The organism is Mesorhizobium sp. M0276 (assembly GCF_040321755.1).
Classification (GTDB): Bacteria; Pseudomonadota; Alphaproteobacteria; order Rhizobiales; family Rhizobiaceae; genus Mesorhizobium.
Map to the genome: position 1 here is coordinate 15,182 of NZ_JAMYSC010000032.1, position 24,219 is coordinate 39,400.

The following is a 24,219-nucleotide window of genomic DNA, read 5'->3' on the forward strand; positions in this document are numbered from 1 at the left end:
CATGACCGACAATCCGAACCATCTGGCAACGCCTTCAGGCAAACCCCGCGCGCGAAGTTTTGGCATCGTCTTCGACGGGACGCCCGGGCCGTGCAACGCGATCACCGATGTGCCCGGAGTGGCGGTCGGTTACGCGACGCTGATTTCCGGCGACGGAGCGCTCGTCGTCGGCCAGGGTCCGGTGCGCACCGGCGTGACCGCGATCCTGCCCAGGCCGCGCGCCGATCTTGCCACGCCGGTCTTCGCCGGCATCTTCAGCCAGAACGGCAATGGCGAACTGACCGGCTCGCACATCGTCGAGGAAACCGGCGCTTTCAACTTCCCGATCACCATCACCAACACGCATTCCTGCGGTGTCTCACGCGACGGCACGCTGCGCTGGATGCAAAGCGTGCTGCCGGCGGCGCTCGACAGCGCCTGGGGCCTGCCGGTAGCGGCGGAGACCTATGACGGCTTCCTCAACGACATCAACGGCCACCATTTGACTTTTGAGCACGTCGCCCAGGCTCTTGACGGTGCGACCAGCGGACCGATCGAGGAAGGCAGCGTCGGCGGCGGCACCGGTATGATCACCTTCGGCTTCAAGGCAGGTTCAGGGACCGCGTCGCGCGTCGTCGAATGGCAAGGCCATGGCTACGCCGTCGGCGCCTTCGTGCAGTCGAATTTCGGCAAGCGACACAATTTTACCATTCGTGGTCTGCGTGCCGGGCTGGAACTCGTCGAACCGGCGATCCGCGAAGGGGCGCCGCGCGCCGAAAAGGGCTCGATCATAGCCGTCATCGCCACCGATGCGCCGTTCCTGCCGCACCAGATGAAGCGGCTGGCACGCCGGGTGCCGCTCGGCGTCTCCATGACCGGCGGCTTCGGCTACCACAGCTCCGGCGACATTTTTCTCGCCTTCTCGACCGCTAATCCCGCAGCGGCTCTGGTACCGTCAGGCACCATCGCCAGTGCCGAGTTCATCCCTGACACAGACATCGATCCGTTTTTCGACGCGGTGATCCAGGCCGTGGAGGAAGCGATCCTCAACGCGCTGGTCGCCAATGACGACATGAGCGGACGCGACGGCAATTTCGTGCCGGCGCTGCCGAAGGCGTGGCTGAAAGAAAAATTTGGCTGAAAACCATCGTTGAAACGAAAACGCGGGCCAGCAAGCCCGCGTGTTTCAGATGAGGTCCGCCCCCTATTCCGCGGCTTTGCTGGACGCCTGCTGCTGCTCGTCGGCCTCGGCCGCTTCCTCTAGCCTGGAGGCGATGAGTTCCTTGATATCGCCGACTTCCTCCTGGATATCCTCCAGGGGTATGCCGACTTCGGCTGCCTTGGCAGCGCACTCCTTGGCCAGTGTCTCGGCCTGCTTCTCGATCCGGGCCTCGGAAGGCTGGCAGTGGACCTTCTCACCGATCCATTCCTGCAAGAACTCGATCGCATGTTCACTCATACTGCTGTTCCCTTGCGGCAAAGCCGGTTGGCAATCATAAACGTCGGCACCCCGCAAAGGATGCATGTCCCCATTCCAGCCGAGTCGCGGTCACTCGGCAAGCCGATGCCGTCCAACGTCCACAGAGCCATAGGAAATCGAGGGGTCAAGAGCATTTTCTGATTCTGGAGGGTCGGTACCGTAGGCTGGGTTACGCCCAGCGTCGCGCCACTGTTTCTATTTGCTTTTTTCCGGTTTCCGAGCCGATTTTCGTCACAATAGATGGCGCAACACACAACACATTTACAGTCGCTTCGAGGTCGCTGCCCTCAGGCACGCGGGGTCGAAGCCGCCGCTATATAGTGGCATCCTCATGCAATGTCGACTCCGCTCGCCATCCTGCTTCTTTCCGCCGCGCCGAGGGGCGGAAACAAGCCAAGGATGGACAAGCTTGCCGCAGCTTCAAGCTTCAGACGTGCACAGCCACGACCGCCGCGCAGTCGCCGGCCTTGACCAGGCCGGGGAAATGCCGCGCCGCCAGCATGCCCGACATTTTTGCCCGGATTTCCTGGGGGGCCATGCCGGTGCGACCGGTGGAATGGATGCGGGCAAGCACCGCGCCTTCTTCGACCGGCTCGCCAAGATCGACCATGGTTTCGATCATGCCGTCTTCCTCGGCGAACGAAAAACAATCGCCAGACGGCATGTCGAGCCACTGCGTCGGACTTTTCTCGACCGCTCCGGCAACGATGCCCGCATGACGCAGCACATTGAGAATACCGCGCCGCGCGATCCGTACGGTTTGCGCACGCGAGGTCCCGCCGCCACCAAGTTCGGTGCTGACAAAAACCTTGCCCATCTCTTCGGCTGCCGTGTCGTACATGCCGACTGAATCAATCTCGATCATGCGCATCGAAAACGGCGCGGAAAATGCCGCAACCGCCTCGAAGGCTTTCTGCTCCAGTGCCTTGTCCGGCAAAGTATGCGCGGCGCAGAACGGCACGAAGTCCAGCGTCCTGCCGCCGGAATGGAAATCGAACACGATGTCGGCGCGAGGCAGCAACTCACGTTGAAAATAGTCGGCGATCTTCTCGGTCACCGTGCCGTCCGGCCGGCCGGGGAAACTGCGGTTCATATTGCCCTTGTCGATCGGCGAGGTACGCGTGCCGGCGCGGAAGGCCGGATAATTCATCGCCGGCACGATGATCACGGTGCCGCTGACATGCTTGGGATCGAGCGTGCGGGCGAGGTCGTAAAGCGCCAGCGGCCCCTCATACTCATCGCCATGGTTGCCGCCGGTCAGCAGTGCCGCCGGCCCCTTGCCGTTGCGGATGACGCAGATCGGGATCATCACCGAGCCCCAGGCCGAGTCGTCTCGACTGTAGGGCAGGCGCAGGAAACCGTGCTGGACGCCGTCACGGTCAAAATCCACCGTCGGCGCGATCGGTGATGGGCGTAGACTCGACATCGGGTTCAATCCTTCACCACGAGTTTGCGCGGCACGTTGGCCAGGCACTCTACACCGGTTTCGGTGATCAGGATGGACTCGGTGATCTCCAGTCCCATCGTTTCCAACCACAGGCCGGTCATGAAATGGAAGGTCATGCCGGGCTTGAGCTCGGTGCGGTCGCCGGGACGCAGACTCATCGTGCGTTCGCCCCAGTCCGGCGGATAGGACAGACCGATTGGGTAGCCGGTGCGGTTGTCCTTGACGATGCCGTATTTCTTCAGCACGCCGAAGAAGCCATTGGCGATATCCTCGCAGGTGTTGCCGGGTTTCGCTGCGGCCAGGCCCGCTTCCATGCCCTCCAGCGTCGCCTTCTCGGCATCGAGGAATTCCTGCGTCGGCTTGCCGAGGAAGACGGTGCGCGACAGCGGACAGTGATACCTGTTGTAGCAGCCGGCTATCTCGAAGAAGGTGCCCTCGCCGCGCCGCATCGGCTTGTCATCCCAGGTCAGGTGCGGCGCCGAAGCGTCGGCGCCCGACGGCAGCAATGGGACGATCGCCGGATAGTCCCCGCCGATACCATCGACGCCGCGCGTGCCGGCATCATAGATCTCGGCAACGAGATCGCATTTGCGCATGCCGACCTCGATCTTGTCGAAGATGCGCTGGTGCATCGCTTCGACGATGCGGGCAGCCTTGCGCATATAGTCGATCTCGGTCGGGCTCTTGACCGCGCGCTGCCAGTTGACCAGCGCGGTTGCGTCGACGAAGCGGGCGTTAGGCAGATGTTTCTGCAGCGATGCGAAGGCGGCGGCCGAAAACCAGTAATTGTCCATCTCGACGCCGATGGTGAGCTTGCCCCAGCCGCGATCGGCAAGCACGCTGGACAGAAAATCCATCGGGTGGCGCTCTGTCGACTGCACATAGTGATCGGCATAGCCGACGATGTTGTCATGCGCGAGATAGGCGGTGCGCTTGGCGCCGTTGGCGTCCTGGCCGCGGCCGTACCACACGGGCTCTCCCGAGGGCGGCACGATGACGGCCTGGTGTACATAAAACGACCAGCCATCATAGCCGGTCAGCCAGGCCATGTTGGAGGGATCGCTGACGATCAGGAGATCGACGCCCTTCGCTTCCATGGCTTTCCGCGTCTTGGCCAGGCGATCCGCGTATTCGCCTCGCGAGAATTTCAGGTTCGGCTGCATTGTTCTTGGTCCTCGTTTGTTGGGCCTCGCGGCCAGCATCAGCTTTCGAAAATGGTTCCGGAATTTGCCGCCCGCGCGCGGTCGCGGGCGAGCGTGGCGATCGCCGTGTCCTGCACCCCGGTGCCGGTCAGATCGGCAATGGTGATGTCGCTGGCCGAGCGCCGGCCATGCCGTTCGCCGGCGATGACCTGGCCGAGTTCGGTCACCTCTTCCTCGGCGGCCATTACACCCGCCGCAATGGCATGATGCAGTTCACCCAGCCGCCTTGTCTGGATGGCGCTGTCGGCGACATAGAGATCGGCCATGCGCAGGATTGCCGGCGCAATCTCGTTCTTGTGCTCGGCATCGGAGCCCATCGCGGTGACGTGCTGGCCCGCGGAAACAAACCCCGCCTTGAGCAGCGGCTCGGTCGACGGCGTGGTGGTGACGATTATATCGGCGCCGGCAACCGCGTTTGCGGGATCGGGTTCGACGCGCACGGCGATGCCGAGCTTTTCGCGCAATGCGCCAGCAGTCGTCTCAGCCTTGACGGCATCACGCGCCCAGATGCGTGCCTCGGCGATCGGCCGCACCAGCATGAGTGCTTCGAGCTGCAAGCCCGCCTGCACACCGGCGCCGAAGATCGCTGCCACTGAGGAGTCCGACCGCGACAGATGTTTGGCCGCGACCGCGCCGGCGGCAGCCGTGCGGACATCGGTGAGATAGCCATTGTCGAGCAGCAGCGCTTCGACCAAACCGGTTTTCGACGACAGCAGCACCATCATGCCGTTGACGCTGGGCAGGCCAAGCTTGGGGTTGTCGAAGAAGCCGGGGCTGATCTTGATGGCGAAGCCGTCAATGCCTGGCACATAGGCGGTCTTCACGTCGACCTCGCCACGATGCTCGGGAATGTCGAGCCGCAGGATCGGCGGCATCGCCACCGGCAGAGTGGCGAGCGCGAGGAAGGCATTTTCGACGCAGGCGACCGCATCGAGATCCAGCGTCACGATCGAGCGCAATTCGGCTTCGGTAAGGATCGTCATCCGGCTCATATGGCATCCTCCTTCAACGATGGCGCCTCGCAAACGATCCTGCGGTGCGCATTCATGTCGATGTTGCGGCCGGAGAGAAGCACGACCACCGGCCCATTCGCCCCGACCTTGCCGGCGAGCAGCGCGGCGATCCCGACCGCGCCGGCGCCCTCGACGATCTCGCGCTCCTGCGCATAGGCGTGGCGGATGCCGGCGGCGATCTCGTCCTCGCTTAGCAGGATGACATCGTCGAGCAGGTCGCGGCACATGGCGAAGGTCAGCCGGTTGTCGAGGCCGATGCCGCCGCCGAGCGAATCCGCCAGCGTTGGCAATTCTTCCACCAGCACCGGGTGGCCGGCATCGAGACTGGCCTTCATCGCCGCACCACGCGCCATCGAGACACCGATGATTTTTGTCCCGGGGCTGACGCCTTTGATGGCTGCGGCAACGCCGGAGGCGAGCCCGCCGCCAGAGAGCTGGACCAGAACGAGAGCAGCATCCGGAACCTGCTCGATCATCTCCAGCCCGAGCGTGCCTTGCCCGGCGATGATGGAAGGATGATCGAAGGGCGGCAGCATCACCAGCCCTTCCTGCGCGACCAGTCGCTCGACCTCCTGCTGGGCATCGTCCTGGCTGTTGCCGACGATGCGGACCTCCGCGCCAAGCCGGCGGATTTCGTCGAGCTTATTTCCCGGCACCAGCCGCGACATGCAGATCACGGCGCGCAGGCCTTCGAGCTTTGCCGCATGGGCAAGCGCCCGACCATGATTGCCGGTCGAGGCCGCGACCACGCCCCGCGCCTTCTCATTAGTGCTCAGCGAAGCGACCGCATTGGAGGCGCCACGCAGCTTGAAGCTGCCGGTGATTTGGCGATGTTCGAGCTTGAGGTAAATTTGCGCGCCCAGCCGTTCGGAAAGACTCGGGGATAGCACGGTCGGGGTACGCTCGACCTTGCCTGCAATACGCTCACGCGCGGCGCGAATGTGCTCAAGGGTTACCCGTGTCATGATCATCAATCACGCGGCAGTGGCAGTGTCATCAGACGGCCGAATTCAGGACGCTGCGCGTCATCTCCACAAAGCCGCAAACAATTCCAGGCTGTCGCCTGGTTGCTGGTCACTACGGGGCGGCCAATCGCCTTTTCGATGCCCGTGACCGCGATTGCAGCGCGCAGCGCCGTGCAGGACACGAACAGGGCATCGGCGCTGGCTTCTGTCGCCTCACGCGCGAGATCGACAAGCTTTGCCGGGGCAATGCGCGCCATCTCGCGATCATCCTCGAACCCGAGACAGGTGAAGCTGGCGATGTCGAACCCTTGCGACGCGAAATAGGCGGCCATCGGCCTGGATGTCTCGACCGTGTAAGGCGTGAGAATGCTGATCTTGCGTGCGCCCAGCGCACGCAGCCCTCGTACGCCGGCCATGGGCGGCGTGACGACTGGTACGCCGGGTTTGGCGGCTTGGATCGCGGCCTCGATCTCGGCATCGCCGATCACCACCGAGGCCGACGTGCAGGAATAGCAGATCGCATCGAGCGGTTCGTCGGGCAGGATCAGGGCCGCGCCCGCCGTCAGCACCGGCTGCATCTTGCGCAGATTTTCCGGTGTCGTCGGGTTGGCGTAGGGAATGCGCGCGACATAGACGCCGATCCGCTCGCTCGCCACCATGCGGCGAAAATCCGGCTCGCTGGTGTGATCGGTGGCCAGGATAATCAGGCCGACGCGCCGCTCAAGCGGGCGGGCATCCAGCGCTGGCCGCTTCTGATGGACCTTGATCTCGGGCAAGAGTTTCACGAACTACCTCTCGATTTTGCCGTAGCGGCGTTCCAGCCAGCGCAGCAGCACCACCGAAAACAGACTGATGACGAGGAAGAAAGCGCCGACCAGCGTGATCGGCTCGATATAGCGATAATAGGTGTTGGCGACGCTTTTCGCCTGGTTCATCAGCTCAAGCACGGTGATCGCCGACAGCAGCGGCGTTTCCTTGAACATGGCGATGAAATAATTGGCCAGCGCCGGGATCATCGGCGGAATGGCCTGCGGAATGATGATATGGGTCCAGGTTTGCCCGGCGCTCAGATTGCACGCCTTGGCGGCCTCCCATTGGCCGCGCGGCACATTGTCGATGCCGGCGCGGTAGACTTCCGCCGTGTAGGTGCCGTAGTGGAGCCCGAGCCCGATGACGCCGGCCACCAACGGCGGCAGCAGGATGCCGATATCGGGCAGCACGTAGAAGATGAAATAGAGCTGCACCAGCAACGGCGTGCCGCGAATGAACTCGGCCACGAAGCCGACCGTGCGTGACAACGCCTTGTTGGGCGAGCGGCGCGCCAGCGCGATGCCCAGCCCGACGATCGCCGCCAGCACCGAGCCGAGCAGCGTCGCAAGGATGGTGATCTTCACCCCCTGGATCAGCGTCGGCATGATTTGCCAGACGAAATTCCAATCCCATTCCATCAGCAGGCCCAATTTATCAGAAGGGCATTGGCCATCAGACGCGCACCCCATCGAGGCCGCGCGCCATGCGGCGCTCCAGCGAGCGCATGCCCCATGAGATGAGCAGCGCCAGAATGAAATAGATGAACAGGATGGTGGTGAACGGCACCATGGTGTTACCGGTCTGCGAGCGTACCACCTGCGCCTGGAAGGTCAGGTCGGCAAGCGAGATCAGCGACACAACGGCGGTCGCCTTGAGCAATTCGATGGCGTTGTTGCCGAAGGTCGGCAGCATCACCAGCAGCGCCTGCGGCAGGATGACGTGACGCATACCTTGCCAGCGGCCAAGGTTGAGCGCGGTACAGGCCTCGTACTGTTCGCTGCCGATCGACTGGATGGCGCCACGCACCACTTCGGCGGCGTAGGCACCGACATTGAGGCCAAGCGCCAGCACGCCGGCCTGTAGCGGTGTCAACGAAATACCGATGAAGGGCAGCACGAAATAGGCCCAGAACAACTGCACGAAAATCGAGGTGCCGCGGAAGAATTCGATATAGGCGGTGGCCAGCGCGCGCAGAATGAAGAAGCGCGACAGCCGTCCCATTCCGGCGAGAAAGGCCATGAACAAGGCAAGCACCGATCCCATCAGCGTCAGCTCGATGGTGACAAGCGCTCCCTGCAATATCAGGCCGAAATAGCCGGACCACTGAGTCATGAAATTCGATGTTTCCTACGTTTGGTCTTAGCGTCCTTCCCCCCGTTCACGAGGAGAAGAGGCCGGCGGGCAGATGAGGAGCGACGCTAAACTCTCAGAAGTAGGCGCCGTCCCTCATCCGTCACTTCGTGACACCTCCTCCCCGCAAACGGGGAGAAGGGCAAAAAGGCGCGCCTACTTCGCCGCGCAGAGCTTGTCGCGTGTCGTCGACATCGCGGCCGCCGCCGAGAAACCGTAGGGCTCGATGATCTTGGCGAACTCGCCCGATGTCTTCAGCTTGGCCAGTTCGACGTCGAAGGCATCGCGCAGCGCCTCGTCGCCCTTCTTGAAGGCGGCGCCGTCGCAATAGACCGGCGCGCCCTGCACCGGCGCGATGACTTGGAGGTTTGGATCATTGGCCTTCTTGACCAGGTCGTTGATCGACAGAACAGGCAGCGAGTAGACGTCGATACGGCCATCCTGCAGCATCTTCACGCCGCTCTGGCCATCCGGCACGACGATGACACGCTCGCGCGGCACGCCGGCATTGAGCGCCAGCTTCTCTTCGGTGCCGCCGCCGGGCGCGCCGATGGTGGCGGTCGCGTCCTTGGCAACATCCTCGTAGCTCTTGAAACCCTTCGGATTGCCCTTCTTCACCAGCATCGCCTCGGCGTCGCACAGCACCGGTTCCGAATAGGCAACGGCGGCGCAGCGCTCCGGTTTCATGAACAGGCCGGCGGTGACGACGTCGAAGCGCCCGGCCTGCAAGCCGGGGATCATGGCGCCATACTCCGAGATCGAGGCGACGATGTCGGCGACGCCGAGGCGCTTGAAGATCTCGCGCGCCACATCGGGCGCCGCGCCCGAGACCTTGCCGTCGGCGGCGACGGCCGTATAGGGCGGCTCGTTGGCGATAGCGACGCGGGCAAAACCTTGCGTCTTGAGTTGCTCGAGCTTGCTGTCGTCGGCCGAACCGGCGGTCGACACAGCCAGCACCGCCGTCAGTGCAAGACCGGCGACGCCGGCCAGAATGCCAAATTTCTTCATTGTTCCCAACTCCTTGTTCCTTGTCCTGCTTTTGTACGGGCGGCGTTGCCGCCTGAGGGACGGCTTCGCCGCCCTTGGCATTGCGGTCAGACGCGATGTCCGGCCGCGATGATCTTCTTCAGGAAGCCTTGCGTACGCTCCTGCTTGGGATTGCGGAAAATCTCGTCGGGCTTGCCTTCCTCAACAATCTTGCCGCGATCGAAGAACAGCACCCGGTCGGCGAAATCATGGGCAAAACCCATCTCGTGGGTGACGAGCAGCATGGTCATGTCGGTCTCGGCGGCGAGCTTGCGCATGACGTTCATCACCTCCTCGACCAGCTCCGGATCGAGCGCCGACGTCACCTCGTCGAACAGCATAATCTTCGGCGACAGCGCGAGTGCCCGGGCGATCGCGACGCGTTGCTTCTGTCCGCCGGACAACTGCGCCGGCATGTTCTTGGCTTTGTCGGCCATGCCGACCATTTCGAGCAGTTCCATCGCCCGCTTTTCGGCGGCGGCGCGCGGCGTGCCCTTGGTCAGCATCGGCGCCAACGTGACATTGTCCATGACGCATTTGTGCGGAAACAGGTTGAACAGCTGAAAGACCATGCCGATTTTCTGGCGCATCCTCGTCAAATGCCGCTCATCGGCGGGCAGCAACTGGCCGTTGCGCTCCACGTGGTAGAGCTGCTCGCCGTCGATCTGGATATGACCGCCATCGATGCGCTCCAACGTCATCAGGATGCGCAGGATCGTCGTCTTGCCCGAGCCTGACGGGCCGATCAGCGCCAGCTTCTCGCCAGGCATGACCTGCATCGACAGGCCGTCCAGCACCTTGAAAGTGCCGAAGCTTTTGGAAATGGCGTCGATGTTGATGATGGGCGTGGGCAATGCGGTTCCCCGTCCTGGAGAGGTCTAGGCTCTTAACGATGCGGAACGCGCCAAATCATGTCAATTGGGAAAATAATACCATGACAATTATTCTAATTCCGCACAATTTCCGAGCACTTGCGGCCTAGATGGCGAGCAACAGATGTTCCGGATCGCCAAGCAAAAGCTTGGTGACAACGCCCAAGCCGGCGCGCAGTTCCCCTTCAGTGGTCGAGCCCAGCGAGATGCGCACGGCCGGCTGCCAGGGCGCATCCGAGATGCGGAAGGATGTGCCCGGTGCAATCGCCACGCCCTGCAGCCGGGCTTGGGCGACAAAGCTCTCCTCAGCGCGGTCGGCCGGCAGTTGCAGCCAGACATGCAGCCCGTCGCGCCGGGCGCGATAGTCGACCCCGGCCAGCACCTCCGCCGCTATATCCAGCCGCCGCCGCAGCGCCGCGCGCTGCCAGTGGACAAGCTCGATCGCGGTGCCGTCGGTGACCCATTTGGTGGCGATCTCGGCGACCAGCGGCGTCGCCATCCAGTTCGAGACCAGATGCCGGTTGGCGACGGCGGCGACATAGCGGTCCGGCGCGGCGAGATAGCCGATGCGCAAGCCAGGCACCACGATCTTGGTAAAGGAGGTGACGTAGAGCGTGCGCTCTGGCGCAAACGCAGCGACCGGCGGCGGCCGGTCTTCTACCAGGGGACCGAGCACATCGTTCTCGATGATGGCGATGTCGTGCTTGCGCGCGACGGCGGCGATTTCTTCGCGCCGCCGCACGTCCATCAGGGTTGCCGTCGGATTGATCACCGAGGGCTGCACGAAGACGGCCCGAATGTCGGAAAGCCGGCACGCCTCGTCAAGCGCCTCCGGAATAAGGCCATTGTCGTCGATCGGCAGGCCTTCGAGGTTGAAGCCGAGATAACGGGCGAGCGGCACCAGCGTATGGTGGCCGATCGCCTCCGTGGCGACCGTCGAGCCGGGCGGCGCCACACTCATCAGCGCCACGGTCATGCCGGCGGTGGCGCCGTTGGTCAGGCTGATGTTCTGCGCGGAGCTGTCGAGCCCGCACAGTTTCAGCCATTCGACCGCCACCGCGCGGTGACGTGGAAACACCATATTGGGCCGGAACGAAAGTGCTGAACTCGACGGCAGATTCTCGGCCAGCCAGCCCAAGGCCTGCCTCAACCGCTCCAGATGCATCGGCTCGCAGACAGGCTTCAGGATCGACAGATCGATGACTTCGCCGAGCCGCTCCGGCAGATAGGGCGGTTCCGGCTCGCGGCGCTGCGTCTGGACGAAGCTGCCGCGGCCGATCTCGCCCGAAATCAACCCGCGCCGGATCAGTTCCTCATAGGCGCGGCTGACGGTCTGCACCGAAAGCTTGAGGTCGTCGGCCAGCCGGCGGTGGGTCGGCAGCCGCGCGCCATTGGCCAGGCGCCCGTCATGAATGGCGCGCGCGAACTGGTCGGCAAGCGACTGATACGCTGGCCGCCGGATGAGCTTGGGATCGGGATGCCACAATGTCATGACATATTAGAGATCGAAATCAGTGCAATTGACAATCGAAATAATGCGCCGTCATGGTGCAGTCGACGAAAAGTGGATGCTGATGACTGCCGCGAAACTCGACCCGATCGACCTGAAAATCCTCGACGCCATCCAGCGCGACGGACGCATCACCAAGCTGGCACTGGCCGAGCAGGTCGGCCTGTCGCCGACGCCGTGCTGGATGCGGCTGCGCAAGCTGGAAAAGGCCGGCATCGTCTCGGGCTACCACGCCAGGATCGCCATGCGCGTCGTCGCACCCGTCGCAACCGTGCTGATGGAGGTGACGCTGGCCAACCACCGCCAGGCCGATTTCGACCGCTTCGAGCGCGTCATCCGCGACATTCCCGAGATCGTCGCTTGCTGGTCCGTCGGCGGCGGCGTCGACTATGTGCTGAAAGTGATGGCACGCGACATCGACGCGTACCAGCGCCTGGTGGATGGCTTGCTCGACCGCGAGATCGGCATCGATCGCTACTTCACCTACATCGTCATCAAGACAGTCAAGGACGAGATTGCGCTGCCTGTAGCGGACCTGTTGCCGGTCTCGCCATAGGGATCGGAGAGATCGTCTCGCCCAAGGACGCAATAGAGAGAAACTCTCTACATCAGGGCATCCAAACAGCCCCTCTGTCTGCATAGGACGAATAGTCTTCCCGCATCAGTCCGAACCGGGAGGCCTCGACCATGTCCGCGCATTTTGCCCGCTCGCATCGCCATGAAGCGCTCGATCGCCTAGCCGACCGCCGGCTGCTTCGTGAGCTCGCCTATATCGATGGGCACTGGACGGCAAGCGAGGCTGCTGAAAGCTTCGAGGTCACCGATCCGGCCACCGGCACGACTGTCGCTTTCGTCGCCGCGCTAGATGCACGGCAGACGACAAAGGCGATCGATGCCGCCGCGCGCACCTTTCCGGCCTGGCGGTCGCTGTTGCCGCAGGAGCGTTCTAGAATCCTGCGAAAATGGTTCGAGCTGATCATCGACGCAAAGCCAGACCTCGCTTTGCTGATGACGCTGGAACAGGGCAAGCCGATGCAGGAGTCGCTCGGCGAGATCGACTATGCCGCGTCCTTCGTCGAGTGGTATGCCGAAGAAGCAAAACGCTTGAACGCCGAGAGCGTCACCAGCCATCTGCCGAACGCCGAAATGGTGGTTCGGCGCGAACCGCTCGGTGTCGTCGGCGTCGTCACGCCGTGGAATTTTCCATCGGCGATGCTGACCCGCAAGGCAGCGGCAGCACTTGCCGCCGGCTGCACCATCGTTGCGCATCCGTCCTCGGAAACGCCGCTGTCGGCGCTGGCCTTGGCCGAACTTGGCGAGCGCGCCGGCCTGCCGGCAGGCGTCTTCAACATCGTCACCGGCAAGGCTTCGATCATCGTTGGCCGGATGTGCGAGGACCCACGCGTTCGCGCCATGAGCTTCACCGGCTCGACCGAAATCGGCCGGCTGATCGCCGCGCAGAGTGCGCCGACGATGAAGCGGCTGGTGATGGAGCTCGGCGGCCACGCGCCGCTGATCGTCTTTGCCGACGCCGATATCGACAGAGCGGTGAACATCGCCATCGACGCCAAATTCGCCACATCGGGCCAAGACTGCCTCGCCGCCAACCGCATCTATGTCCAGCGTCCGATCTATGATCGCTTCTGCGCCGCCTTCGCCAGGCGCATCGAGACGTTGCGGACCGGCAATGGCCTTGCCCAGGGAATCGACATCGGGCCATTGATGCATGAGCGCGCCGTCAAGAAGGTCGAGGAACAGGTCGCCGACGCGCTCACCCATGGCGCGCGCTGCCTCGCCGGCGGCGCGCGGCATCAAGCCGGGCCGTTGTTCTACCAGCCGACGCTGCTGGCCGATGTTTCCGACGAAGCGCTGATCATGCGCGAGGAGACGTTTGGTCCGGTCGCCGCGGTGACGGCCTTCGATAGCGAGGATGAGGTAGTCGCCCGCGCCAACGCCACCGAATATGGCCTCGTCGCTTATGTCGTGACCGAGAACGGCGCCCGCCAGCAGCGCATGGGCCGAGCGCTCGACTACGGCATGGTTGCCATCAACCGCGTCAAGATCACCGGCGCGCCGATACCCTTCGGCGGCGTCAAGCAATCCGGCATCGGCCGCGAAGGCTCGCGCCACGGGCTCGAAGCCTTCACCGATCTGAAGTATCTCTGCCTGGACATCTCGTAAATCGTCCGGCCATCCCTCAAGGAGTCAAAAAATGCTCGACCAGTCCAACGAACTCGCCGCCTGGGATCGCGATCACTTGTTCCATCCCTCGACCCATATGGGCACGCATGCGCGCGGCGAGAGCCCGACGCGCATCATGGCCGGCGGTGAAGGCGTCACCGTCTGGGACGACAATGGCAAGAAGAGCCTCGACGCATTCGCCGGCCTCTATTGCGTCAATGTCGGCTACGGCCGGCAGAAGATCGCCGACGCCATCGCCGCCCAGGCGAAGAACCTCGCCTACTACCACGCCTATGTCGGCCACGGCACCGAGGCCTCGATCACGCTCGCCAAGATGATCATCGACCGCGCGCCGAAGGGCATGTCGAGGGTGTATTTCGGCCTCTCGGGCTCGGATGCGAATGAGACCAACATCAAGCTGATCTGGTACTACAACAACGTGCTCGGACGGCCTGAGAAGAAGAAGATCATCTCACGCTGGCGCGGCTATCACGGCTCGGGCGTGATGACGGGGTCGCTGACCGGGCTCGACCTGTTCCACAACGCCTTCGACCTGCCGCGCGCGCCGATCCTGCACACCGAGGCGCCGTATTATTTCCGCCGCGCCGACCGTTCGATGAGCGAGGAGCAGTTTTCGCAGCATTGCGCCGACAAGCTCGAGGAGATGATCCTGGCCGAGGGGCCGGAAACGGTCGCCGCCTTCATCGGCGAGCCGATCCTCGGCACCGGCGGCATCGTGCCGCCGCCGGCGGGCTACTGGGAAAAGATCCAGTCGGTGCTGAAGAAGTATGACGTGCTGCTCGTCGCCGACGAGGTGGTGACGGGCTTTGGCCGGCTGGGCACCATGTTCGGCTCCGACCATTACGGCATCAAGCCGGACCTGATCACCATCGCCAAGGGCCTGACTTCGGCCTATGCGCCGCTGTCAGGCGTCATCGTCGCCGACAAGATGTGGCAGGTGCTGGTGCAAGGCTCCGACAAGCTCGGCTCGCTCGGTCATGGCTGGACCTATTCGGCGCATCCGATCTGCGTTGCCGCCGGCGTCGCCAATCTCGAACTGATCGACGAGATGGATCTTGTGACCAATGCCCGCGAGACCTGCGCCTATTTCCGCGCCGAGCTGGCCAAGGCGGTCGGCGGTCACAAACATGTCGGCGACGTGCGCGGCGACGGCATGCTGGCGGCGGTCGAGTTCGTTGTCGACAAGGACGACAGGGTGTTCTTCGACGCTTCGCTCAAGATCGGACCGCAGGTGGCGACGGCGCTTGCCGCAAGCGGGGTCATCGGCCGCGCCATGCCGCAGGGCGACATTCTCGGCTTCGCGCCGCCGCTCTGCCTGACCCGCGAAGAAGCCGACATCGTCGTTTCGAAGACCGCCGACGCGGTCAAGAGCGTGTTTGCCAATCTCTGAGATCGACCATGAATGCCATGACCAAAACCCTTCCTGCCACCATGGCCGCCGTGCTGCTTACCGGGCACGGCGGTCCGGAAAAACTCGTCTACCGCAGCGATGTCAAAGTGCCCTCGCCTGCTCCTGGTGAGGTGCTGGTGAAAGTCAGCGCCTGCGGGATGAACAATACGGATGTCTGGGTGCGCCAGGGCGCCTATGGCACGGAAGAGGACGCGGCTGCGGTGTCGACCTGGCGGCGCCAGGGCAACACGCTGAGCTTCCCGCGTATCCAGGGCACCGACACTGTCGGCACCATCGCCGCCGTTGGCGAAGGCGTTTCGTTTGACCGCATCGGCGAACGGGTGATGGTCGATTTCTCGATCTACAACCGAGACGACGATTCGCTCGCCGACATCGACTATATGGGCCACGGCCGCGACGGTGGTTATGCCGAATACCAGGCCGTGCCGGCCGAGAATGCTCATCTCGTCGATACGAACATGACAGACGTCGAGCTCGCCACCTTCTGCTGCGCCTATTTGACCGGCGAACAGATGCTGGAACGGGCCGCGCTCAAGGCTGGCGAGCGCGTGCTGGTCACCGGCGCCTCTGGCGGTGTCGGTTCCGGCATCGTGCAATTGGCGCGAGCGCGCGGCGCCATTCCCTACGCCATCGTCGGTAAGGGCAAGGAACAGGCGGTGCGCGACATCGGCGCAGAGGCTGTCATCACCCGTGGCGTTGCCGACCTGCCGCATGCCGTGAACGAGGCGACCGGCGGCCAGCCGATCGACGTGGTCGCAGACCTCGTTGGCGGCGCCATCTTCAACGATCTGTTGCGCATCCTGCGGCCCGAAGGCCGCTACACCACCGCCGGCGCAATCGCCGGCCCGGTCGTCCAGCTCGATCTCAGGACCATGTACCTGAAGCAATTGCAGTTGCATGGCTCGAGCCAGGGCACGCGCGCCGATTTCCGCCGCATCGTTGAATACATCGAAGCGAAGAAAATCCGGCCACTGGTCGGCGGCGTCTACAAGCTCTCCGATTTCCACCATGCGCAGGCGGATTTTGTCGCCAAGGATTTCGTCGGCAAGCTGGTTGTGGTGCCGGATGCCATGTGGGGCTCGGCTGGCTGATAACCGATGCCTCAACCCTGCCTCGACGCGGAAATGAGCACGTGTTTGAGGGGCTTTTGCAGCATTTCCGCATTGCGCCGTCCGAAGCCACGACGAAAAATGGCCGGGGCGCGAAGGCGGCCCGGCCAAAAGAAGGTCAAACCTTCAGAGGGGAACACCGTCCAGCGGAATGGGAGGAAACCGCCGAACGATTTTGCCAGTCTGGGCTTATTTCCTGGCTTCGGCCACGAATGGAATTCCAAAAAATGTGCAAATTGGCAAAAATTCGTGCTCGGCACCATAAACCCCTCACGAGCCTGCGGCTCCGGTCTCGAGCAGATCGGCATAGTGGCGGCGCGCCACGTCGGGGTGTGAACGCAGCCGGCTTTTGAGCACATTGGTCCCGACATCGCGGAACAAGGGGTTGTCGGGATCGCTTGCCGGTCCGCGCGCCTGCGCCGCCAGTTCCTCGGAGAGGCTGAGGAGCGGGATGGTGGCATCCAGCCGCGCGCTGAAGAAGAAGGGGACGGAAATCCGCTCGACGCCGGCAGGCGGCGTCACGACGCGGTGCACGGTGGCGCGCAGATAGCCATTCGATGCCAGTTCGAGCAGTTCACCGATGTTGACAACCAGCGTTCCGGGGAGCGGGTCGACATTCACCCAGCTCCCATCATAGTCGACCTGCAGTCCCTTGTTGTCGTCCTGCAGCAGCAAGGTCAGGAAACCGCCATCCTTGTGCGCGCCGACGCCCTGGTCGGTGCCGGTCGCCTGACGGCCGGGATAGCGCACGATCTTCATGCGATGGTTGGGCGAATCCCTGTAGATCGCGTCGAAGGCATCCTCGGGCTGATCGAGCGACAGCGCGAAGGCCTTCAGCAAGCGGATCGCCACCGCCGTCGCCTTGGTCTGCCATGCCAGCAGCGCCGGCTTGAGCTCCGGCAACGCCGGGGGCCACTGGTTCGGCCCTTGCAGCCGCGTCCAGGGCGCAGTTCCAGGTCCTTGCGGTATGGGCTGGCGCTCGACGCCGATGTCGAGCTGCTCGCGCCAGTCGGCCGTCCCCCTGGTCAGTTCGCCGCCGGCGCGGGTGTAGCCGCGAAACTGCGGGGACTTGACCATTTCGATGGCCAGCTTGTCGGCTTCGGGCAATGCGAAGAACCGGCGCGAGGCATCGAGCACGTCGTCGATCTCCGCGGCGGAAATTCCGTGGCCGCTGAGATAGAAAAAGCCGACGTCCCGGGCCGCCGTGCGCAGGTCCAGGAGAAAGGTGCGATGCTCGGACGCACCTTGTTCGAGACGGCTCAGATCGAGCACCGGCACAATTCTGGGCATGGTCAGGTTCCTTCCATTCTCTGCCTTGCCTGGGAGAAGTAGAAGCGACCACAGGCAGGAGATCCGGGCACGGATCGCGCCTCCAAAAGTGGCACGCGGCGGCTGCCGATCAAAGCAACGGGCACTCCAATCTGGTCCGAATGGAAGAACGCCAGCGCTGCATATGATGGCCTGTCGGCAAATAATGTTCCAAGCTGGTCTTTTGCCCGCAATGCATCGCGTGGACCGTCTTTCGAGCGCGACATCGTCCAATGGCGGTTAGCGGAACAGAAATTTCGACACTTCCGGGTTGCCGCGACGCCACATCACATTGTCCAGGAAGTAGTGGTGCACGTTGATGAATATCCACGCAATGAAGAGGAAAAGCGACGAGCCGAGCACCTGCTTGTCATAGGGAACCAGGGCGGTCAGCGCCATCGGCACGAGCCAGAAACCAAGCGCGCCAAGAATTGTGCCGGCGACGATGAATATCAGCACCCGCAGCCTGTACAGCGGCCCGAGAATGGACAGGACCTTTAACCCCGGATCCCTGGCGGCATCCGCGCGGTCGCGCTCGACATTGGTCTGGTAACGCCAGACCACCGCCAGGTACTGCAACGAATGGAGCGCCGGCACCACAAGCAGCCAGAGCGGATTTATCGTCACGAACAGGATCCAGGCATAAAGCGTGACGACATAGGCGACGACGCCGTTATAGGGCAGCGCGCCACCGTGCTTGCGCCAGCGATTGGCAAACATCACGATGGTGGCCGCCGAGGAGGCAGCGGCAACCGCGACAGCGATGTTGATGAGCCATGGCGGGACGGCGAATGTGTAGTAATCCAGGCCCCAGAACTGCCGTTCGGTGATCACCGCGTTTGTCTGAAGCCAGGCGAACAGCCACACGGCATAGCCGTTGAACAGCAGCACTTTCTTGTCTTGGTCGCTGAAGAATTTGCGCTTCAGGACGGCGTCCACCATCAGCATGCCGTAGCCTTGCTTGACATAGTGCCAGCCGACGAAAAAGCCCATCGCATTGGTGGCATATCCCAGCAGGCGAGCGTTCCCGGTTACGGAGCCATAGGCGAAGAAGGCGCCCATGATCAGCGGGACGACAATGCCCGCGAAAATGTAGCGAAGCTGGAGATTCCTGTCGTACCCTTCACCGCGCACCTTGCGCGCGTAGTTGCGATAGAAAATCTGGTATGAATGGGCAAAGTGTGGCTGGTTGATGAGATGGGACAGCAGGAACGCCGTCAGCGCCACCAGACCTTCGTATTTGAGCGGCACAAAATAAAGCACCGGCAGGATCACGAGCGCGCTCCCGCCAAGCATGAAAAAGTCGATGAACGGACCAAACAGATATTTCTGCGGGGCGACTGAGACCGAGGCATCCGCCGAAAGGTGAAGTGCCATGCTGCCTTCTCCCTGTGATCGTTTATTTAGCCATCGACCTGATTGCCCGGCAAGGTCCCCGGGCTCCGAACTCAGGCTGACAAAAGACCCGACGACAACCGGCGGTGTCGGCGGCGCCGTTCATGATAGGAATTTTTTCTTGACTTCGTGACCGCAGCTATGGTACATATTTGGCTATGGTGCTGATTTGCGCCAGTGACCCGCCGTCCAGGCGGGTTTTTCGTCAGCCAACGCGCGGCGAAGGCTCTGGCGGAACCCGTTACTTCGTAGCCTGGTCCCGAACAGGCGGCGTGGCGAGAAAGGCTCGCACGGCTGGGTCGGTCCTGGTACGCGGCGAATCCAGCCAAGCGGCTGCGAGGTTCAGTTGAGCTGGTTCAGGATTCCAGAACTGTTCGCCAGCACCAAACTTTTGTAGATCAGGAACGCTATCGTACAGATCGCGGCTATCGAGATCGGCACTCCGAACGGCACCACGCCCTTGCGATCCAAATGCTGAACGATGAGCCGAAAAGCACCGGCAGGCAGCATGAACGGGTTTTTCACGATTGCGGCGGTGGCGAGGGCGAAAACCAACAGCAGCACCGAAAATATAACCAGATCGCTGCCACCGATCAAAAAAGGCACCACAGCGATCAGCTTGACGTCGCCCGCGCCGATCTTGCGCAAGGCCCAGAACGGGAAGAGCGCGACGAACAGCAAAAGCCCGGCCATGGCACTCAGCCCCGTGTCCCACCAGGATCCGGATTGGAGCGACAGCAGCAGCATGCCCCCCGCCCCCAGGCAAAGCAGCAGCAGCACGTCGCGATTCGATATCTTCTGGGTGGTGAAGTCCAGCCAGGCAATCCTTGCCAGCAGAGGGATGGCGAGGACCTTCAGCAGCAGCGCTTCGACGAGCAGCATGCTAGCGCTCGATGTTCTGCACGCTTGATGACAGCAGCTTCAGATTGTTGGCGACGGTCGGATCGTTGGGCGCCAGCTCATAAGCCTTGAGGAAATTGCTGCGTGCGTTTTGCAGCTTGCCGCGCAGCAGGTAGGAATAGCCGACATTGTTGTAATATTCGGGTGTCGCGCCGACCAGCTTGGATGCACGGGCATAGGCCCGGTCGGACAGATCGAAGCGGTGGATCCGGTCGGTGCAGGCGGCCAGCCCCATCCAGGCGTTGCCATCATTGGGCGCCAGTTGCGTCGCCTTGAAGAACAGCGCGCCGGCATTGCCGTAATTCTCGGCACGGAACTGGTTCTTGGCTTCGGCAACAGCCTGGTCCGAGGCGTAATATTCGACGTCGCTGACCGTCTTCAGCCCGTCGAAAGCATCGCCAAAGGACGTCACGTCGCCCTTCGATGGTTCATTGGTGCGAACGACACCGTCGGTTGTGTCCGCCGTCTGGCAGCCGGCAAGCACCATTATCAACAGACAGGCCGCAGCCGCGAAAACCCTCTTCATATTGTATCCCCAAAGGGCCCCGATTTGTATCCCCAAAGGGCCCCGACTCTATTTTTAGGACCAAAGCATATAAGCGTTCAGAAGAAAATGCCCCTCATGCGGATGATCACCGGTAGCATAATGACCATCATAACCACAGGGAAAATACAAAGCCCCAACGGAATCATCATTTTGACCGGCAGCGAATTGGCGCGTTCCTCTGCGCTCAGAATTCTCTGACCGCGCATCTCGGCGCTATAAACACGCAAGGCGTCGGTGAGGCTGGTGCCCAGTTCCTCCGATTGACGGAACAGGACAGCCAGTGCCCGCGCTTCGTCAAGCCCGATGCGATCTGAGAGTTCGCGTAGCGCCTCTCGCAATGGTTTGCCGGCGCGCAATTGCAGGTTCATGATCGACAGCTGTATTCCCAGCCATTTATGGGTGGCGGCCATTTCTTGACTGACGCGTTCGACCGCCGCCTCCAGGCTCATGCCGGCATCGGCGCAGGTGATCATCATGTCCATGAAGTCGGGAAAGGCACGGCGATAGATCTGCTGTTGGCCATTCTCGAAGCGATCGAGCAGAATGGCGGGAAGCACGATGCAGGCCAGGCCGAACAGGGCAGAACCAGCAAGGGTGATGAAACCTGGCAGGTGTGGCGGCAGAACCCGCGACAGGAGTGCATACATTGCCAGAAAACCAACGCAGACCGCGACAAGGCGGGACAGCGTATAAATCAGCGGTGCGCTTGATTGATAAAAGCCGGCGCGAAACAGCTTCGCTTCCAAGGCGTTTGGCTCTTCCCGCTCCTTCTCGATCGACTTGAAGTAGGCATCGACCGGCCGCTGCGCTGCAAGCTTGGCAAGCTGGTCTTGTCCGAGCATCGACCGGCGGTCTGTAATTCCTTCACCCATCAGGCTCTGCGCGACGAGCTTTCGTGTCTGCAGAGCCGGCAAGAAGACAAGCGCACCGAACAGGAAAAGGGACACCGCCGCCGCAAAGACGACGATAGACACCAAGTAACCCAGGTCCTGAATGTTCGAAAACAAGTTTGTTCGTCGCTCCAGTTAAAAATCGAAAGTAACCATCCTGTACATGATGAAGTCGCCAAGCAGCGCCCACAGCCCAAAAATCAGAAATACCGGGAAGATGAGCGGGTTGCCCCAGACGGTGCCGTAATAGGCTGGGGCAAGGATTTGAAGTGCGAAAAACATCACAACAGGAAACAAGGAGATGATCCACGCGGAGACGCGACCTTCGGCCGAAAGCGCCCTGATTTTCATTCGCAATTTCTGCCGTTCACGCAGAACCGAGGAAAGATTGGCCAAAATTTCGGTAAGATTGCCGCCTGTCTTAGCCTGGATCGACAGCGACACCGACAGCAGCTGGAGGCCCTCGAAGCCGACACGCTGCGAAAGCTTTCGCACGGCCTGCTCGATGCTGAGACCAAAGGTGATTTCATCGGAGACGATGCCAAACTCGGTGCCGAGCGGATCGGGCATTTCGCGCCCGACCAGACCGATCGCGACCGAAGCGGGGTGCCCGGCGCGCAGCGAACGAACGATCATGTCGAGCGCATCCGGCAGCTGTTTGGCAAACTTCTGGATTCGCTTGTTGCGGGCGCGTCGGAGGACGAGAAGCGGCAAGACGAGCCCTATGGCCAGAAAGATAATGAGCGATGCCAAGGTGGAGAAATTGAGGAGGATCGCCAGCACCAATGCCACCGCTAGTCCGATGAGCAGGAACGTTGCTGCGAATGTCAAAGGATTTCCGGTAATTCCGGATTGGGTATAGAGCCTGTTCAACCAGACCAGTCCAAAAAGAAAGTCGCCGGAGTCCGTGAGGCCACGTTCTCGCAGCAACCCTTGCAACGTTTGTTCGGCCGGAACCTCGCCGGCGAGCCGCTTCAGCCGGCGATTGATTGCCATAAATCGGGAGCGACGTCCGGCAAATGAAAGATAAAGGGCTTCTCCGGCGAGAATGACAGAAGCCGCGGCCAGCATGTAGATGAAGTACAACAGAGCTTGACCCGTCGGCATCAGAGGGCAACCTGCGGGTTGAAGGCGTCCTTGGCGAAATGATGGCCAAGCGTCGCGGCCTCCGGAGCGAAGCGCGGACGGACACCGGTTGCGCGAAAGTCTCCGATGACCTTGCCCTCGGCTGTGACCTCACGGCGGACGAAATGATAGATTTCCTGAAGCTGGACGACATTGCCCTCCATGCCAGTCAGTTCCGATATGGAGGTGACACGCCGGCCGCCGTCCGAAAGACGCTGTGTCTGGACAATAATGTCGATGGCGGAGGCGATCTGCGCCCGGATCGAGTCGTGCGTCATCGGCATGCCGGCCATGCCGACCATCTGTTCGAGCCGCGAGATCGCATCGCGCGGCGTGTTGGCATGGATGGTGGTCATCGAGCCTTCATGGCCGGTGTTCATCGCCTGCAGCATGTCGAAAGCTTCCTCGCCGCGCACCTCGCCGACAATGATGCGATCGGGCCGCATGCGCAACGCGTTCTTCAGCAATTCGCGCTGGCGAACTTCGCCCTTGCCCTCGACGTTAGGCGGACGCGTCTCCAGCCGCCCGACATGTGGCTGCTGCAATTGCAGTTCGGCCGCATCCTCGATGGTGATCAGCCGCTCCCTGGAGGGGATGTAGCTCGACAATGCATTGAGCAAGGTCGTCTTGCCGCTGCCGGTGCCGCCCGAAACCAGAATCGATTTGCGCGCCTGGACTGCGATCCGCAGCAGTTCGATCATTGGCGGCCGGATGGAGTTGAATGCCATCAAACGTTCGAGGGAATAGGGATTCTTGGAGAACTTGCGAATCGACACCAACGGGCCGTCGACCGAAATCGGCCGGACCGCGATGTTGACGCGCGAACCGTCTTCCAGCCGCGCATCCACCATCGGCGACGATTCATCGACGCGGCGGCCGATGGCGGAGACGATCTTGTTGATGACGCGCAGCAGATGCGCCTCATCCCGAAACCGGATTGGCGTTTCTTCGACGATGCCGCGCCGCTCAATGAAAACGCGCTTGTGCGTGTTGATCAGGATATCCGTAATGGAATCGTCCTTGAGCAGCGGTTCGATCGGCCCGAGACCCAGCATCTCGTCGGCGGTGTCGCCGGTCAATTGATCGAGTTCGCGAGCATTCAGCGGCACGTTTCGATTTCGAACGAACTCGCGAACGATCGGACGGATCTCGTTCAGGATCTCATCCTTGGAAGCACTTTCAAGCGCGGTCAGGTTGAAGCGATCGATAAGGTGGCGATGAATCTCGACCTTGAGCGTCAGAAAATCGTCGCCATGTGTTTCAACGTCGGCCACCGGCGAAATGGGCTGAGCAACAGGCGGCGCCGCCAGCGGCTCGGCTTTTGCCATTGCCTGCTGTTCGCCTGGCCCCTTGATGAACCGCCCCAGCATAATTGCTTATACTCCCCTCGGACACGCATTAGCGGAAACTAAACGTTAACCACCCAGGGCACAAGCGCCTCGCTACCCTGCGTACAGCCAATACTTTCTACATAGTTAACATCAGGACCCTGAAATAACGTGTTTATTTAATACGGCTGCCCGTTCGCGGTCTGGACGTCGGCCCCACTTTTCGTGTCTCTCTGTTTTTCGGCGCCAAACCGCTCGAGAACTACCGCTAACTCCTTAGATATAAAGGAATATGCATTATAGCTAATGCTTCCCTAATTTCGCCACACCCACGGCGAAATTGTGAACGA

The 24,219-nt window shown here is 62.0% G+C and carries 23 protein-coding genes; 5 read left to right on the forward strand and 18 right to left on the reverse strand.

Annotated elements, in window-relative coordinates; translation table 11 throughout:
* The first annotated feature begins 1 nt into the window (after window position 1).
* The gene (locus NKJ01_RS23415; RefSeq protein WP_352731358.1) at window positions 2-1,120 is read left to right on the forward strand and encodes a DmpA family aminopeptidase; all 1,119 of its coding nucleotides are present in this window, start codon (window positions 2-4) and stop codon (window positions 1,118-1,120) included.
* 63 nt (window positions 1,121-1,183) lie between these two features.
* Here NKJ01_RS23415 and NKJ01_RS23420 read toward each other — a convergent pair whose 3' ends face one another.
* The 11 genes from NKJ01_RS23420 to ehuR all read right to left on the reverse strand — a co-directional run bounded on the left by NKJ01_RS23420 (window position 1,184) and on the right by ehuR (window position 11,636).
* Window positions 1,184-1,438 (reverse strand): hypothetical protein, encoded by a 255-nt coding sequence (locus NKJ01_RS23420; RefSeq protein WP_352731361.1) that lies wholly within the window; start codon window positions 1,436-1,438, stop codon window positions 1,184-1,186.
* A gap of 448 nt (window positions 1,439-1,886) precedes the next feature.
* Window positions 1,887-2,885 (reverse strand): N(2)-acetyl-L-2,4-diaminobutanoate deacetylase DoeB, encoded by a 999-nt coding sequence (gene doeB / locus NKJ01_RS23425; RefSeq protein WP_352731364.1) that lies wholly within the window; start codon window positions 2,883-2,885, stop codon window positions 1,887-1,889.
* Window positions 2,886-2,890: 5 nt separating this feature from the next.
* Window positions 2,891-4,069, reverse strand: coding sequence for an ectoine hydrolase DoeA (gene doeA, locus NKJ01_RS23430; protein WP_352731366.1), 1,179 nt, complete (start codon window positions 4,067-4,069; stop codon window positions 2,891-2,893).
* A gap of 38 nt (window positions 4,070-4,107) precedes the next feature.
* The gene (eutC, locus tag NKJ01_RS23435) at window positions 4,108-5,100 is read right to left on the reverse strand and encodes an ectoine utilization protein EutC (protein WP_023756843.1); all 993 of its coding nucleotides are present in this window, start codon (window positions 5,098-5,100) and stop codon (window positions 4,108-4,110) included.
* Window positions 5,097-6,086, reverse strand: coding sequence for a hydroxyectoine utilization dehydratase EutB (gene eutB / locus NKJ01_RS23440; RefSeq protein WP_352486821.1), 990 nt, complete (start codon window positions 6,084-6,086; stop codon window positions 5,097-5,099). The genes eutC and eutB overlap by 4 nt, the downstream gene beginning before the upstream one ends.
* A gap of 5 nt (window positions 6,087-6,091) precedes the next feature.
* The gene (gene eutA, locus NKJ01_RS23445) at window positions 6,092-6,871 is read right to left on the reverse strand and encodes an ectoine utilization protein EutA (protein WP_352731368.1); all 780 of its coding nucleotides are present in this window, start codon (window positions 6,869-6,871) and stop codon (window positions 6,092-6,094) included.
* A gap of 3 nt (window positions 6,872-6,874) precedes the next feature.
* Window positions 6,875-7,534 carry an ectoine/hydroxyectoine ABC transporter permease subunit EhuD gene (gene ehuD / locus NKJ01_RS23450; protein ID WP_352731370.1) on the reverse strand — a complete coding sequence of 220 codons (660 nt, stop codon included), beginning with the start codon at window positions 7,532-7,534 and terminating at the stop codon, window positions 6,875-6,877.
* Between the two features lie 34 nt (window positions 7,535-7,568).
* Complete coding sequence (ehuC, locus tag NKJ01_RS23455) at window positions 7,569-8,228, reverse strand: ectoine/hydroxyectoine ABC transporter permease subunit EhuC (RefSeq protein WP_352731372.1); 660 nt, start codon at window positions 8,226-8,228, stop codon at window positions 7,569-7,571.
* A 174-nt stretch (window positions 8,229-8,402) separates the two neighbouring features.
* A complete protein-coding gene (gene ehuB / locus NKJ01_RS23460; RefSeq protein ID WP_352731374.1) occupies window positions 8,403-9,254 on the reverse strand; it encodes an ectoine/hydroxyectoine ABC transporter substrate-binding protein EhuB in 852 nt (283 codons plus the stop codon).
* Between the two features lie 86 nt (window positions 9,255-9,340).
* The gene (gene ehuA / locus NKJ01_RS23465; protein ID WP_352606580.1) at window positions 9,341-10,126 is read right to left on the reverse strand and encodes an ectoine/hydroxyectoine ABC transporter ATP-binding protein EhuA; all 786 of its coding nucleotides are present in this window, start codon (window positions 10,124-10,126) and stop codon (window positions 9,341-9,343) included.
* A gap of 124 nt (window positions 10,127-10,250) precedes the next feature.
* Entirely contained in the window at window positions 10,251-11,636 is a 1,386-nt protein-coding gene (gene ehuR, locus NKJ01_RS23470; RefSeq protein WP_352731377.1) for a MocR-like ectoine utilization transcription factor EhuR, read from the reverse strand.
* Between the two features lie 82 nt (window positions 11,637-11,718).
* Between ehuR and NKJ01_RS23475 the strand changes: the two genes are divergently transcribed.
* The 4 genes from NKJ01_RS23475 (at window position 11,719) to NKJ01_RS23490 (ending at window position 16,358) form a co-directional block, all read left to right on the forward strand.
* The gene (locus NKJ01_RS23475) at window positions 11,719-12,210 is read left to right on the forward strand and encodes an Lrp/AsnC family transcriptional regulator (protein WP_023756851.1); all 492 of its coding nucleotides are present in this window, start codon (window positions 11,719-11,721) and stop codon (window positions 12,208-12,210) included.
* Between the two features lie 131 nt (window positions 12,211-12,341).
* Window positions 12,342-13,835, forward strand: a complete 1,494-nt coding sequence (locus NKJ01_RS23480; RefSeq protein WP_352731379.1) for an NAD-dependent succinate-semialdehyde dehydrogenase — start codon at window positions 12,342-12,344, stop codon at window positions 13,833-13,835.
* A gap of 31 nt (window positions 13,836-13,866) precedes the next feature.
* Window positions 13,867-15,246 (forward strand): aspartate aminotransferase family protein, encoded by a 1,380-nt coding sequence (locus NKJ01_RS23485; RefSeq protein WP_352731381.1) that lies wholly within the window; start codon window positions 13,867-13,869, stop codon window positions 15,244-15,246.
* Window positions 15,247-15,254: 8 nt separating this feature from the next.
* Entirely contained in the window at window positions 15,255-16,358 is a 1,104-nt protein-coding gene (locus tag NKJ01_RS23490; protein ID WP_352731383.1) for an alcohol dehydrogenase family protein, read from the forward strand.
* A 288-nt stretch (window positions 16,359-16,646) separates the two neighbouring features.
* Here NKJ01_RS23490 and NKJ01_RS23495 read toward each other — a convergent pair whose 3' ends face one another.
* The 7 genes from NKJ01_RS23495 to NKJ01_RS23525 form a co-directional block, all read right to left on the reverse strand.
* Window positions 16,647-17,666: an isopenicillin N synthase family dioxygenase gene (locus NKJ01_RS23495; RefSeq protein WP_352731386.1), complete on the reverse strand. Its 1,020-nt coding sequence runs from the start codon at window positions 17,664-17,666 to the stop codon at window positions 16,647-16,649.
* A gap of 258 nt (window positions 17,667-17,924) precedes the next feature.
* The gene (locus NKJ01_RS23500; protein WP_352731389.1) at window positions 17,925-19,061 is read right to left on the reverse strand and encodes a hypothetical protein; all 1,137 of its coding nucleotides are present in this window, start codon (window positions 19,059-19,061) and stop codon (window positions 17,925-17,927) included.
* Between the two features lie 360 nt (window positions 19,062-19,421).
* Window positions 19,422-19,961, reverse strand: coding sequence for a prepilin peptidase (locus NKJ01_RS23505; RefSeq protein ID WP_352731392.1), 540 nt, complete (start codon window positions 19,959-19,961; stop codon window positions 19,422-19,424).
* Between the two features lies 1 nt (window position 19,962).
* The gene (locus NKJ01_RS23510) at window positions 19,963-20,505 is read right to left on the reverse strand and encodes a tetratricopeptide repeat protein (RefSeq protein WP_352731394.1); all 543 of its coding nucleotides are present in this window, start codon (window positions 20,503-20,505) and stop codon (window positions 19,963-19,965) included.
* 77 nt (window positions 20,506-20,582) lie between these two features.
* A complete protein-coding gene (locus NKJ01_RS23515; RefSeq protein WP_352731397.1) occupies window positions 20,583-21,533 on the reverse strand; it encodes a type II secretion system F family protein in 951 nt (316 codons plus the stop codon).
* An 18-nt stretch (window positions 21,534-21,551) separates the two neighbouring features.
* Window positions 21,552-22,502 carry a type II secretion system F family protein gene (locus NKJ01_RS23520; RefSeq protein ID WP_352731399.1) on the reverse strand — a complete coding sequence of 317 codons (951 nt, stop codon included), beginning with the start codon at window positions 22,500-22,502 and terminating at the stop codon, window positions 21,552-21,554.
* Between the two features lie 20 nt (window positions 22,503-22,522).
* Window positions 22,523-23,911, reverse strand: coding sequence for a TadA family conjugal transfer-associated ATPase (locus tag NKJ01_RS23525; RefSeq protein ID WP_352731401.1), 1,389 nt, complete (start codon window positions 23,909-23,911; stop codon window positions 22,523-22,525).
* Window positions 23,912-24,219 lie beyond the last annotated feature (308 nt).

Excerpts from the sequence above, each read along its gene's own strand:
- doeB (WP_352731364.1), bottom strand. The coding sequence starts at position 2,885 with ATGTCGAGTCTACGCCCATCACCGATCGCGCCGACGGTGGATTTTGAC.
- ehuC (WP_352731372.1), bottom strand. The coding sequence starts at position 8,228 with ATGACTCAGTGGTCCGGCTATTTCGGCCTGATATTGCAGGGAGCGCTT.
- NKJ01_RS23485 (WP_352731381.1), top strand. The coding sequence starts at position 13,867 with ATGCTCGACCAGTCCAACGAACTCGCCGCCTGGGATCGCGATCACTTG.
- NKJ01_RS23475 (WP_023756851.1), top strand. The coding sequence starts at position 11,719 with ATGACTGCCGCGAAACTCGACCCGATCGACCTGAAAATCCTCGACGCC.
- NKJ01_RS23495 (WP_352731386.1), bottom strand. The coding sequence starts at position 17,666 with ATGCCCAGAATTGTGCCGGTGCTCGATCTGAGCCGTCTCGAACAAGGT.
- NKJ01_RS23420 (WP_352731361.1), bottom strand. The coding sequence starts at position 1,438 with ATGAGTGAACATGCGATCGAGTTCTTGCAGGAATGGATCGGTGAGAAG.
- NKJ01_RS23480 (WP_352731379.1), top strand. The coding sequence starts at position 12,342 with ATGTCCGCGCATTTTGCCCGCTCGCATCGCCATGAAGCGCTCGATCGC.
- NKJ01_RS23505 (WP_352731392.1), bottom strand. The coding sequence starts at position 19,961 with ATGCTGCTCGTCGAAGCGCTGCTGCTGAAGGTCCTCGCCATCCCTCTG.
- ehuR (WP_352731377.1), bottom strand. The coding sequence starts at position 11,636 with ATGACATTGTGGCATCCCGATCCCAAGCTCATCCGGCGGCCAGCGTAT.
- eutC (WP_023756843.1), bottom strand. The coding sequence starts at position 5,100 with ATGAGCCGGATGACGATCCTTACCGAAGCCGAATTGCGCTCGATCGTG.
- ehuD (WP_352731370.1), bottom strand. The coding sequence starts at position 7,534 with ATGGAATGGGATTGGAATTTCGTCTGGCAAATCATGCCGACGCTGATC.
- eutB (WP_352486821.1), bottom strand. The coding sequence starts at position 6,086 with ATGACACGGGTAACCCTTGAGCACATTCGCGCCGCGCGTGAGCGTATT.
- ehuB (WP_352731374.1), bottom strand. The coding sequence starts at position 9,254 with ATGAAGAAATTTGGCATTCTGGCCGGCGTCGCCGGTCTTGCACTGACG.
- NKJ01_RS23500 (WP_352731389.1), bottom strand. The coding sequence starts at position 19,061 with ATGGCACTTCACCTTTCGGCGGATGCCTCGGTCTCAGTCGCCCCGCAG.
- NKJ01_RS23525 (WP_352731401.1), bottom strand. The coding sequence starts at position 23,911 with ATGCTGGGGCGGTTCATCAAGGGGCCAGGCGAACAGCAGGCAATGGCA.
- NKJ01_RS23415 (WP_352731358.1), top strand. The coding sequence starts at position 2 with ATGACCGACAATCCGAACCATCTGGCAACGCCTTCAGGCAAACCCCGC.
- NKJ01_RS23490 (WP_352731383.1), top strand. The coding sequence starts at position 15,255 with ATGAATGCCATGACCAAAACCCTTCCTGCCACCATGGCCGCCGTGCTG.
- doeA (WP_352731366.1), bottom strand. The coding sequence starts at position 4,069 with ATGCAGCCGAACCTGAAATTCTCGCGAGGCGAATACGCGGATCGCCTG.
- NKJ01_RS23510 (WP_352731394.1), bottom strand. The coding sequence starts at position 20,505 with ATGAAGAGGGTTTTCGCGGCTGCGGCCTGTCTGTTGATAATGGTGCTT.